General features: G+C 62.5%; 13 protein-coding genes. 7 read left to right on the forward strand and 6 right to left on the reverse strand.

All coding sequences use genetic code 11. The features are described from left to right. The first annotated feature begins 171 nt into the window (after nucleotides 1–171). The gene (locus RE4_RS02845; RefSeq protein ID WP_020909215.1) at nucleotides 172–1329 is read left to right on the forward strand and encodes an acyl-CoA dehydrogenase family protein; all 1158 of its coding nucleotides are present in this window, start codon (nucleotides 172–174) and stop codon (nucleotides 1327–1329) included. 66 nt (nucleotides 1330–1395) lie between these two features. Here RE4_RS02845 and RE4_RS02850 read toward each other — a convergent pair whose 3' ends face one another. Genes RE4_RS02850 through RE4_RS02860 form a run of 3 tightly spaced genes read right to left on the reverse strand, consistent with a single transcriptional unit; the run spans nucleotide 1396 to nucleotide 4518 of the window. Continuing rightward, the gene (locus RE4_RS02850) at nucleotides 1396–2616 is read right to left on the reverse strand and encodes a CoA transferase (protein WP_020909214.1); all 1221 of its coding nucleotides are present in this window, start codon (nucleotides 2614–2616) and stop codon (nucleotides 1396–1398) included. 31 nt (nucleotides 2617–2647) lie between these two features. Further along, nucleotides 2648–3646 carry a MaoC family dehydratase gene (locus tag RE4_RS02855; protein ID WP_020909213.1) on the reverse strand — a complete coding sequence of 333 codons (999 nt, stop codon included), beginning with the start codon at nucleotides 3644–3646 and terminating at the stop codon, nucleotides 2648–2650. After that, nucleotides 3643–4518, reverse strand: coding sequence for an HpcH/HpaI aldolase/citrate lyase family protein (locus RE4_RS02860; RefSeq protein WP_020909212.1), 876 nt, complete (start codon nucleotides 4516–4518; stop codon nucleotides 3643–3645). The genes RE4_RS02855 and RE4_RS02860 overlap by 4 nt, the downstream gene beginning before the upstream one ends. Nucleotides 4519–4718: 200 nt before the next feature. Between RE4_RS02860 and RE4_RS02865 the strand changes: the two genes are divergently transcribed. From RE4_RS02865 to RE4_RS02885, 5 genes are read left to right on the forward strand one after another with little or no spacing between them, the layout of a single operon-like run. Then, entirely contained in the window at nucleotides 4719–5870 is a 1152-nt protein-coding gene (locus RE4_RS02865) for an acyl-CoA dehydrogenase family protein (RefSeq protein WP_019745395.1), read from the forward strand. 31 nt (nucleotides 5871–5901) lie between these two features. Continuing rightward, entirely contained in the window at nucleotides 5902–6648 is a 747-nt protein-coding gene (locus tag RE4_RS02870) for a GntR family transcriptional regulator (protein WP_003940169.1), read from the forward strand. Nucleotides 6649–6692: 44 nt separating this feature from the next. Beyond that, nucleotides 6693–7145: a MaoC family dehydratase gene (locus tag RE4_RS02875; protein WP_020909210.1), complete on the forward strand. Its 453-nt coding sequence runs from the start codon at nucleotides 6693–6695 to the stop codon at nucleotides 7143–7145. Between the two features lie 40 nt (nucleotides 7146–7185). Then, nucleotides 7186–8382 (forward strand): acetyl-CoA C-acetyltransferase, encoded by a 1197-nt coding sequence (locus tag RE4_RS02880; RefSeq protein ID WP_060937953.1) that lies wholly within the window; start codon nucleotides 7186–7188, stop codon nucleotides 8380–8382. 60 nt (nucleotides 8383–8442) lie between these two features. Beyond that, a complete protein-coding gene (locus RE4_RS02885; RefSeq protein ID WP_019745393.1) occupies nucleotides 8443–8832 on the forward strand; it encodes an ArsR/SmtB family transcription factor in 390 nt (129 codons plus the stop codon). A gap of 7 nt (nucleotides 8833–8839) precedes the next feature. On the opposite strand, the gene RE4_RS02890 is transcribed toward RE4_RS02885, so the two are convergent. The 3 genes from RE4_RS02890 to RE4_RS02900 form a co-directional block, all read right to left on the reverse strand. Next, a complete protein-coding gene (locus RE4_RS02890; RefSeq protein ID WP_060937954.1) occupies nucleotides 8840–9337 on the reverse strand; it encodes a hypothetical protein in 498 nt (165 codons plus the stop codon). 111 nt (nucleotides 9338–9448) lie between these two features. Beyond that, nucleotides 9449–10099, reverse strand: a complete 651-nt coding sequence (locus RE4_RS02895; protein ID WP_060937955.1) for a pyridoxamine 5'-phosphate oxidase family protein — start codon at nucleotides 10097–10099, stop codon at nucleotides 9449–9451. A 17-nt stretch (nucleotides 10100–10116) separates the two neighbouring features. Further along, nucleotides 10117–11070, reverse strand: a complete 954-nt coding sequence (locus tag RE4_RS02900; RefSeq protein ID WP_060937956.1) for a DNA-3-methyladenine glycosylase family protein — start codon at nucleotides 11068–11070, stop codon at nucleotides 10117–10119. A 45-nt stretch (nucleotides 11071–11115) separates the two neighbouring features. Here RE4_RS02900 and RE4_RS02905 point away from each other — a divergent pair, with 45 nt between their 5' ends. Then, entirely contained in the window at nucleotides 11116–11667 is a 552-nt protein-coding gene (locus tag RE4_RS02905; protein WP_007729467.1) for a ribonuclease H family protein, read from the forward strand. The last annotated feature ends 4 nt before the right edge of the window (nucleotides 11668–11671 follow it).

Consider the following 11671-nt stretch of genomic DNA (forward strand, 5'->3'; position numbering starts at 1 on the left):
GCAATGTCGCGTCGATGATCGGAACGATAGCGGTTGCCTATGTATCGCAGGTCAGGCCATATTGGTACGCCCTATCGGACGCATAGCCGATGAGTGTTGGATCGAATGCGGAGCCTTGAGGCAAGGTGAGATCAGGATCACCCTGTTCCCTTGACCGACTGGAGTTCATACATGCAGCGCACCGTGTTCAACGAGGATCACGAGGCATTCCGGGCTACCGTCCGCGATTTCATCGCGAAGGAAGTAACCCCGGTCCACGAGAAGTGGGAAGAGGACGGTCACCCGCCCCGTGACTTCTACCGACGACTCGGAGAGCTGGGCGTACTCGGAATTCAGGTGCCGGAGGAATACGGCGGAGGCGGCGAGAAGTCGCTCAAGTTCAACGTCGTCGTCGCCGAGGAAGTTGCTGCCGCCGGGGCGTCTTTCGGCTCGCAGTCGGTGCATACGAACCTGATCCTGCCCTACCTGCTCGAGTACGCGAACGACGAGCAGAAGAGCCGCTGGTTGCCGGGCTTCGCCTCCGGCGATCTGATGTTCGCGATTGCGATGACCGAACCGGGAACAGGGTCGGATCTGGCGAACATCGCGACGACGGCCAAGCTGTCGGAGGACGGTACGCACTACGTGGTCAATGGTTCCAAGACGTTCATCACCGGCGGGGTACTTGCCGATCGCGTCCTGGTGGTGTGCCGCACCGCGCCGAGCACAGCGGAGAACCGACGCACCGGGTTGTCGATCCTGGTGGTCGACACGTCGTCGCCCGGATACTCGGTGGGGCGCAAGATCAACAAGATCGGTCTCAAGACCTCCGACACTGCGGAGCTTTCGTTTGTCGACGTACAGGTGCCCGTCGAGGACCGGCTCGGAGAAGAGGGCGACGGATTCAGCTATCTGACCCACAACCTGGCTCAGGAGCGGTTGACCATCGCTTTCGGAGCGGCCGCCACTGCCAGTGCAGCGCTTCGCTTTGCCATCGACTACGTCAAAGATCGCAAGGTGTTCGGTAAGCCCGTCGCGGCATTCCAGAACACCAAATTCGTTCTGGCCGAATGTGCTACCGAGGTTGATGCCATCCAGCTGGTGTCCGACAACGCACTCGAATGTCATGACCGCGGCACTCTGACGATTGCCGACGCAGCGAAGGCGAAACTGTTCTGCACCGAGGCAGCAGGTCGAGTGATCGACAAGTGCCTCCAATTGCACGGCGGGTACGGCTACATCACCGAGTATCCCATCGCGCGTCTTTACGCAGACACGCGTGTCACACGAATCTACGGTGGCACGAGTGAAGTCATGAAGACCATCATCGCGAAGGATCTTGGTCTCTGACGCACTCTCGACATGTTTTCGGCCTCGGAACATTTGTTCCGAGGCCGAAAACATGTTCCAGGTAGATCAGTTCGCCGGAATGCCGACGATGCCGTCCGCGATCAGTGCCGAGGCGTGATCAGCAGTGGTTCCGAGGACATCCGCGAGCACCGCAATCGAATCGCCGCCGACCTCGGAGGCCGGTCCGGCGCTCAGGTGGGCGCCGTCGAACGAGGCTGGGTTCGCGGCAGCCAGATAACTTCCGATTCGAGGCTGATCGAGTGCAGAGAACATCGGGTTGTTCTCCAGTTCACCGGAATTCACCACTTCCTCGAAACTGCGGTACCTCTCGAACAGAACCGACGATGTGTCCAGCGCTGCAGCGATCTCGGCGCCGCTGTGTTCCCGGAACCAATGTGAGAACAGAGCAGTGAGTACCTCTCGATGACGGTAGCGATCCGCTTCGGTGGAGAAGTCGGCTCCGAGGGCACCTTCGACGGCGTCGACAGCCGCCGTGGTGCCGGTGACCGACGCAAGGTCACGGAAATGGCGAGTAGTGAGCGCAACGACCATGAACCGTTCGTTGTCGCGGGAGACGAAATCGATTCCGTACGTGCCGTAGACGGCGTTTCCGCCGGACTCGCGACTGCGACCGTTCACTTGTACTTCGGTGAGGTAGCCGAGTGTTCCTGCGGTGGCCAATGCGACGTCTTCGAGTGGCAGCGTGATCTGCGTGCCGTGTCCGGTCGAGTCACGTTGGCGCACTGCGGCAGTGATCGACAGGGCGGCATAGAGCCCGCAGGCGACGTCCCAGGCGGGCAGTGCGTGGTTGACAACTCCGGCGTAGTCGGCGGGGCCGGTGATCTGTGGAAATCCCAACGCGGCGTTGACCGTGTAGTCGACCCCGGGGCTGCCGTCGCGGCGTCCGAGAACCTCGAGGGTGATGACGTCGCTACGCAACTGGGCCAGGGAGTCGTGGCTCATCCAGGCGCGACCGCCGGCATTGGTGACCAGGATTCCGCCGCCAGGTCCCGGAGCCGTGACCAGTTGGCGAATCAGTTCTTGGCCGCGCTCGGCGCGCATGTCCACTGACAGTGACCGTTTGCCTTTGTTGAGTCCGGTCCAGTAGATGCTTTCACCCGTGTCGGTGACGGGCCAGCGCTTGTAATCGGAGGCACCTCCGATCGGGTCGATCCGGATCACCTCGGCGCCGAGCTGGGAGAGAGTCAGTCCGCACAGGGGCGCGGCGACAAAGCTCGAGACCTCGACGATGCGAAGCCCGGACAGCGGGCCTTGGGTCTGAGTCATCTGTGGTCCTCCGTGATAGAAGAGTGTGCGATCATGCCATCAACACGGTGAAACGCCAGTCGAGAACCGGAGTCTGTGTTGCAGAAGCATTGTGGGAGAACACGAGTGAACGCAGTTGCACTGCGGTTCCGTGTTCGAGGGGCGACGAACTTTCGACGTGCAGTTCGCTCGTGAGGGTATCGCCCTCGTGAACGGGGCCGGTGTGATCGCACGAGTGCCATCCGAGAACCGTCACCACGTTGGGCAGAGCGCGAGTTGCCTGGGCAAGTGCAATTCCGATGGTGTGGCCGCCGTAGACGAGGCGACCGTGGGTGCCGACGCGATCGTCGTGGTGCGTCGCTGCGATGTTCAAGCTCAGCCGGGCAAGTTCGGGTGCACTGGAGACGACGTCGCCGCTACTGTGGAAGACGGAGCCCACCAAGTCGGAATCGAAGTGCCTGCCGGGTACCCGGTCTCGATATGTGTCGAGGTCCCAACCGTCAGGTGATACGTACGGCGCAGGTTCGGACGGACCGATCACGGAGAGGTCGTCGGCGTGGCGAGTTCTCGTCTCGATCGGGTCGGGGCTCAGGGGGAGCATGGCGCAGCGGTAGAAGTCGAGGACCGTGTTGCCATTCTGATCAGCGGACGTCATCCGTAGCGCGGCAAGTCCGGTGGCGCCGCGTCCCGGCTTGGCCGAGTTCTCGCGTAGACCGACAACCTCGGTGCGCGTGTACAGGGTGTCACCGAGTGCCGGGAAACGGTGGAATCGCAGTCCGCGGTAGAAGAGGTTTGCCTTGACGTGGTGTGTGACCACGGTTGACTGGCCGATGGCGACGTCGGTGACCAGTCCTGGATTCGCCACTGGTGCAGCGGAACCTGTGACGCTCGACGACAAGTGTGCGTCGAGAGGCAAGCGCATGCGGTCACCGAGGATCGACTGATGGGAGGCGGCGAGTCCACTGGTCAACGTCACCGCTGGTGCTTCGTCGAAGATCTGACCGTGGGTGAGTTCGTCGAAGTACGGTCCTCCCACGTAGTGCTCGCTCATACGGTGACTCCTTCGGCTCGGGCAAGCGTACGACGCGCTGCCACGGCCACTGCTTCGTCGAGCATTTGGCCGTCGAGCTGGGCGGCGCCGGAACCCAGGGTTTCGGCTTCTTCGAGTGCGGTCAACACCCGTCTGGCGTCATCGACGGCGTCGTCCGAAGGAGTGAATGCGGTAGTGGCCGAGTCGATCTGCGCCGGGTGGATGACCCATTTACCGTCGAACCCGAGAGCGCTGGTCCAGTGCGCGGCGCGGCGGAAGGCGTCGTCGTCGGTGATGCCGAGAAAGGGTCCGTCGATGGCGGCGACGCCGGCTGCGCGGCAGGCGATCAGGATTCTGTCCTGGACGGCAAGCCAGTGTTCGGGCAGTGCCGAGCGTGAGCGACCCAGCGCTGCACCGAGATCGGCGTATCCGATGATCGCGGCCTGCAGACGAGGAGTCGCGCGGGCGATGGAGTCGGCATTCTGGACGCCGAGCGGAGTTTCGATCAGGGCTTGCAGGGTGGTGTGGTGCCCACCGGCAGTGAAGAGAATGCGCTCGGCCTCGAGGAGTTCGTCGACGGACTCGACCTTCGGGACGATCACGCTCGTCAGCGATTCTCCGAGGGTGCCGCAGGCGATCAGGTCGTCGCGGGCCCATGGCGTGGTGAGGCCGTTGATTCGGACCGAGATGGTGCGCGCCCTACCGAACTCGTGCACCAAGGAACTCACGAGGGTTCGCGCAAGGTCCTTGTTCGCCGAAGTGACGGCATCTTCGAGGTCGAGAATCACCTCGTCTGCGTTCGAAGAGAGTGCCTTGCGGGCCTTGCGCTCGTCTGAACCCGGAGCGACCAGGGACGCACGGCGTCTGGTCGCGCGGTAGTGGTTCTCGTCCATAGTGTGTCGATTACCTCGATCTGGTGATCAAATGTACGGCCAGTTGCGAAATAGATGTGCTGCCGTGAACGGCGTTGATGTGCAGCGAACTGCCTCGATGCTGGCAGTTGCTGCGTATCGATGTCAAGGCGCGGTATTGACATTGCGCGAACAATATCGAAATATGGCCGTACAAACTTATTTCAAGTCGAGGCGGATTCATGCTCAAGCTCAACGACGAAGAGACATTCCTGATCGAAACCGTGCGCCGGTTCGTCGACCGAGAGGTCAAGCCCACGGTCCAGGAGGTGGAGCACGCGAACGAGTATCCCGAGAAGTGGATCGATCAGATGAAGCAGATCGGGATCTACGGCCTCGCGATTCCCGAGGAGTACGGCGGATCACCGGTGTCCATGCCCTGTTATGCGCAGGTGACGCAGGAACTGTCGCGCGGATGGATGTCCCTGGCAGGAGCGATGGGTGGACACACAGTGGTCGCCAAGCTCATCTCGCTGTTCGGTACCGAAGAGCAGAAGGTGAAGTACCTGCCGCGAATGGCAACCGGCGAGATCCGGGCAACGATGGCCCTCACCGAGCCCGGCGGTGGTTCCGATCTGCAGGCCATGACAACCAATGCCAAGAGCGACGGCACAGATCTGGTCGTCAACGGCGCCAAGACATGGATCACCAATGCCCGCCGATCCGGCGTGATCGCCTTGCTGTGCAAGACCGATCCAAGCGCAAGCCCTCGTCATGCGGGCATCTCGATCGTTCTCGTCGAGCACGGCGAAGGCCTGACCGTGTCCCGCGACCTCCCGAAGCTCGGATACAAGGGCGTCGAGAGCTGTGAACTGTCCTTCGACAATTACCGCATCGCCGAGTCGGCCATTCTGGGTGGTACTCCCGGAAAGGGTTTCGGGCAGATGATGAAGGGGCTCGAGACCGGCCGTATCCAGGTGGCTTGCCGTGCACTGGGCGTCGCCACGGCCGCACTCGAAGATTCACTTGCGTACGCGCAGCAGCGCGAGAGCTTCGGCCAGCCGATCTGGAAGCACCAGTCGATCGGCAACTACCTCGCCGACATGGCAACGAAGCTGACGGCCGCGCGGCAGCTGACCTGGCACGCGGCGCAGATGTACGACAGCGGCGAGCGGTGCGACATGGAGGCAGGCATGGCCAAGCTGTACGCCTCCGAAGTGGCGATGGAAATCGCGTTGTCCGCCGTCCGCATCCACGGCGGTTACGGCTACTCGACGGAGTACGACGTCGAGCGGTATTTCCGTGATGCACCACTGATGATCGTCGGGGAGGGAACCAACGAAATTCAGCGCAACGTGATCGTTTCGCAGCTGGTTGCCCGCGGCGGTCTGTGACGGACCGGTGAGCAAGTAGGATCATGTCGCTATGAGCGGTAAGGAAAGAGAGACGGAGCCGGCGTACCAACGCCTCTCTCGTGAGCTTCGTCAGCAGATCTCTGCCGGTACCTACCGCGACGGCATTCAACTGCCCACCGAATCCGAACTGGCGCAGCATCACGGCGTGAGTCGGCAGACGGTCCGCCGAGCCTTTCACGATCTTGTTGCCGAGGGCATCGTGTACCGAGTACCCGGGCGCGGAACTTTCGTGACCGAGAACAGCGGCCGCTATCTCCGTCATCTCGGATCCATCGAAGATCTCATGAACCTTTCGCGGGACACGACGATGGAAGTGGTGTCACCGCTGCAACGGCGCGTGGACATCGAGGCGGCCAGTCGACTTCGGCTCGACACCGACGTCGTGTACACCGTGGTCTTCCGACGGATACACGAGGGAGTTCCGTTCGTGCAGACGACGGCGCATCTGCCGGAGGCGATAGCTCGGCAGATCATCGACCTGCCCGCCATGGCGGCCGGTGCGGTGAGCGCCAATACGGTGATCGGTCTGCTGGAACCGCTGATCGACAGTCCGATTGTCGAAGCAGCACAATCGATCACGGTGTCCCCGGCAACGGCAGACGTTGCCAGGGATGTCGATTGCGAGATCGGCCACGCCATGTTGCGGGTGGACCGTTTGTACTCCAACGCGCAGGGCGTTGCCAACGAGTTGTCGGTGAGCTATTTCTTGCCGGAGCAGTACACGTATCGGGTCACGCTGCGCCGCGGCGCACATTAGCGCTGCACTTTTCTTTGCTGTTCAACACCTTTCAGGAGAGAACTATGCGAATTTTCAACGGAATCGACGAAGTTGAGACGGCTGTCGGTGAGCACTTGGGCTACAGCGCGTGGTTTCCGGTCACACAGGATCGGATCGACAAGTTCGCCGACGCCACCGAGGATCACCAGTGGATTCACGTGGATCCCGAGCGCGCAGCGCAGGGTCCGTACGGCGGCACCATCGCCCACGGCTATCTGACTCTTTCGTTGTTGCCGGTGCTCGGCGCTCAGGTGATGCGTGTCGACGGAATCTCCATGACCGTGAACTACGGCAGCAACAAGGTGCGATTCCCCGAACCGGTCAAGGTCGCTTCTTCGGTGCGGGCAGGTGCGGAGATTCTTTCCTTCGAGCGCACCGCGAAGGGCGCGACGATTGTCGTGCGGTACACGATCGAAATCGAAGGAGCAGGTAAACCTGCGCTGGTGGCGGATACCGTGCGCCTGTTGGTCTCCTGAATCCTTTTCCATTCTTCCAGAACGAAATTCGAGGTCAGTTGTGAAACGAGCAGCATTGGTCGCGCCGGTCAGAACCGCGGTGGGCCGTTTCGGAGGGGCACTTCGTGACATGCCTGCGGAAAGTTTGGCTGCCACTGTCGTCAAGGAGACCGTGCGTCGTAGCGGAATCGATCCGTCCCGCATCGACGACGTCGCGATGGGGCAGTCGTATGCCAATTCGGAGGCACCGTGCATCGGAAGGTGGGCGGCGCTCGAGGCCGGGTTGCCGATTTCGGTAGCCGGCTTCCAGACGGATCGCCGATGCGGAACGGGTCTGCAGGCCATCGTTACCGCGGCCATGATGGTCCAGACGGGTGCTGCCGACGTGGTTCTCGCGGGCGGCGTCGAATCGATGAGCGGGATCGAGCACTACACCACCGGAGCGCGGTGGGGCACCAAATCCGGTGGGCTGCAACTGTTCGACCGCCTCGATCGTGGTCGAGAGCGCTCGCAACCCGAGTGGCGTTTCGGCCGAATCAGCGGAATGATCGAAACAGCCGAGAACGTCGCGACACGCTGCGGGATCACGCGGGAAGAGTCGGACGCCTTCGCCGTCGAGAGTCACCGAAAAGCTACACTGGCAAGAGAATCCGGCCGATTCGATGCCGAAATCGTCGCCGTCGAACTGACGGATCGAAAAGGGAACGTCACACAGTTTCGTGCTGACGAGGGGATCCGTCCGGATACCTCACTCGAAACCCTGGCACGGCTGCGTGCGGTGTCCGAGGGAGGCGTCGTGACCGCCGGTAACGCCAGCCAACAGAATGACGCTGCGGCAGCGATGTTGGTGGTCGCCGAGGATCGCCTGGACGAGCTGGGGCTGGAACCCATCGGGTTCCTCGACAGTTGGGCCGCGGCCGGTTGTGAACCGGCGCTGATGGGCCTCGGACCGGTTGCCGCCGTCTCGAAACTGTTTGCTCGCACAAGGGCAGGCTTTGCCGACTTCGATCTGGTCGAGCTGAACGAGGCGTTTGCGTGCCAGGTTCTCGGCGTAGTGAAGGAATGGGGCTTCGAGGACCTCGATCGACTGAACGTCAACGGTTCCGGCATCTCGCTCGGGCACCCCGTGGGAGCGACGGGTGCGCGTATGGCAACAACCGCGCTTCACGAACTCGGCCGTCGCGGCGGCGGAAAAGCGCTGTTGACCATGTGTATCGGCGGTGGCCAGGGCATGGCAGCCGTGGTGGAGTCTGCCTGACGAGGTTCGCTTCTGGGTACACTTGCGGCGGGGGATCGGAAGTTCTACGGAGGCAGTCGGTTGACGAATGCAGGCGCAGCAGACACCAGTGGCGCGCTGAGCGTCGAGGATGTTCGTCGCGCCAGGGCTGCACTCGAGGGTCTCGATGTCACCAGTTGGTCCGGTCGCTTCGAGCTTCTCTCCGACGCCAACCGTCTGCGTCTGTTGCTCTGCCTTCACCACGCACCGGGTATCTGCGTCACGGATCTGTCCGTGGCGCTGGGGATGAGCGGCACAGCCGTCTCACATGCGCTGCGGCTACTGCGTAGCCAGGGGTGGGTGAGCGCGACGCGCGACGGCCGATCGATGCGATACCAACTGGCAGACGACACCGTTCACCAGCTGTTGCATTCGATCGGCGCCACACATTTTCACGACGAGACACCCACCCCAGGGCACACGCACAGCTGAGCGTCTCTCAAGGAGTCGCGAAGAACTTCTCGACGGCCGGCGCAGCGTTCGGGTTTCCGTTGGTGATTCCCGCGCCGACTCCGGCAACCGTGCCGATGACTCCACCGACGATGCAGCCGGCGATGAAGTTCGGGAAGATCGACAGGCAGCCGATTCCGACGCCGAGGTTGGCTCCGATGAGCGTCGACTGCACGCCGCCGTTGTTCCAGCCGATATTGACCTCGTTGGCCATCGTGTCGAACGCGGCTTGCTTCGGATCGTTACCGGGGAAGAGCATCAACGCCGCCTGGCTGTTCGACTCGGCGGTCGGTGTCAGTACGGGTTGGGACGGATCGAAGCCCGCATTCGGGGGCGCTGCGACCGCGGTGCCGGCTCCGGCGCCGACAGCGGCGACGACGAGTACGGACATGGTGAGAGTTCGGGACAGTTTCATGGGGACGGCCAATCTGTCTGTGTGGAACCAGTCGTGAATGGTGGCGGTGCAGTTCGTTAACCAGAACTCCACCGTCTGGATCGATCGTGCGGACCTCCTCGGGCACAACGGGACCCGTCGTCTCCGCGCGACGGGCCGTGTTTGGTGGCTACCCGACTCAGGGGGCCCTGAAACCGCCCAGTCTCATTCGTTTTTCGACAACCGCGCGCGCAATTCTTCGACCTCGGCAGTAAGCCGATCGACCTCGGCTTGCAGGGGTTGGCGTGCCAGAGCGAGGGATTCGTCCATGCGCTCCTTGTCGAAGCGAGGTGTGATATTTCGACTGCAGTTCCAGTCGAACGCTTCGACCTCGACGACGATGGAGCGCTGCGCTTTTGCTGTCATGATGCCGCCGGGGACCTGCAAGAGTTGTTGCAGCAGTTCAGGGTCCTCGTCCGCTTCGATCACGTGTGCACGCCCGTAGATCTTCAATCTCGTTCGCGTCGGGTAATCGATGACGAACAGCGAGATGCGATTGTTCTCTTCCAGATTGCCGAGCGTCACGAACTGCTGATTGCCGGGGAGATCGGCGAATCCGATTCGATTCGGGCCCAACACATGCAGGAATCCGCGCGGGCCGCCGCGATGTTGGACGTACGGCCAACCGTCGGGCGTCACAGTGGACATGAAGAAGGAATCCACGGATCTCACGAATCCCTGAGCGCGGAAATCGAATTCCATCGGGCCTTCGTCGGGCTGATCGAGCTTTGAACCGTAGACGGTGAAACTCCCGGTCGACCGCTGACGCTCCACCGCAGCGGGGGAGAAGGCGATGTGTGCGTATCGGGTCGACATTCTTTATCTCCTGGTGCTCAGTGCCAGCGGTGGTCGGCAACGGCAGTTCGCGGACCGAACTTGGGTTTGACGGCTTGGCCGCTGACCTGCAGAAGCCTCACGGCACGGTATCGATGCGGTTGGAGGGGAGCGAGGTACTGCACCATCTGGGCGTCGTCGATCGGTTCACCCAGGAGCGACCAGCCGACGACCGCAGCGAGGTGGTAGTCGCCGACCGAGAGTGCGTCCGAATCGCCGAAGGCGCGCTGAGCCACTTCCGCGGCAGTCCAGATCCCGACGCCGGGCACCGCTCGCAATCGTTTGGTCGCTTCGGCCCGGGGGAACGATGACGCCTGCTCGAGGCGGTCGGCGACCCGAGCGCACTGAACGATCGTCTTGGATCTCGCGGGATCGACATTTGCGCGATGAAACTCCCACGACGGCATTCGTCGCCATTGGTCCGCGGTGAGTGGAACTCGCATTCCGTCGGGCGCGGGGCCGGGTGGGCGCTCCCCGAATTTGGTCAGCAGCCGGCGCCATGCGGCAAACGCGTCGATGCCGTGGACGCGTTGCTCGAGGATCGCGGGAACGAGGGCTTCCATGACGCGTCCGGTGCGGCCGATGCGCAGATGAGGGAAGCGTCGATGAGCTTCGGCGAGCTTGGGATGCTCGGGCGCAAAATCTTCGGCCTCGTCGTCGAGACCGAGCAGAGCTTCGGCGCCGGTCAGAAATTCCGTGGCGCCGGGACCCCAGGCCTGTACCCGGACCGTATGGCGATCCGACTGCGTGATGCGGTAGGTCACAGGACCCGAAAGTTGGCGGGAAACTCGCCAGATCGCTCCGTCGGCTGACCGTCGTTGTGCGGGGTCGCCGGGTCCGCGCTGATGCGGGCTGAGCGTCAGCGCGGCATCGAGCGGTCGCTGAGAAGTCACCGTGACTTCGTCGACCGGAGATAGCGGCGTCATCGAGGTCAGCGTATCGCCACCGTCCATCCTCCGTTAAGGCGTGTGTCGGTGGCGCAACGTATTGTCCGAGCCATGATCATCGTGAGCACCGACGGATCCTGTCTGCGAAACCCCGGCGGGGCTATCGGCTGGGCGTGGGTCAATCACGAGGGTCCGAGCATGTCCGGCGGAGAAGCGTCCGGCACCAATCAGATTGCCGAGTTGCGTGCGCTCTTCGAGGCCGTCGTCGCCCATCCCGGTGCTGATCCTCTGCTCATCGAATCCGACTCGCAGTACGCCATCAAGTGCGCGTCGGAATGGCTGCCGAGTTGGAAGCGCAAGGGCTGGAAGACCGCGAGCGGCGGGGCGGTCAAGAACCTGGAACTGGTGCAGAGCATCGACCGAGCCATCACCGATCGAGTCGGTCCGGTGCGCTTTCGTTGGGTGCGCGGGCACGTCGGCAACCACTACAACGAAATGGCAGACAAGCTGGCCGGCGAAGCCGCACGCGCCATCGTCTCGGGGGACATCGCATCGGTCCCGCTTGCTGCCCCGGTGAAGAAGGAACCGACCGCCGTGAACTCCCCTTACAAGGAGAAGTCCACGACGGCCGAAGAACCGGCAGATCTGTTCACACTTTTCTGAGCGG

It is taken from the genome of Rhodococcus erythropolis NBRC 15567 (assembly GCF_001552595.1).
In the GTDB taxonomy this organism is placed as follows: Bacteria; Actinomycetota; Actinomycetes; order Mycobacteriales; family Mycobacteriaceae; genus Rhodococcus_F; species Rhodococcus_F erythropolis.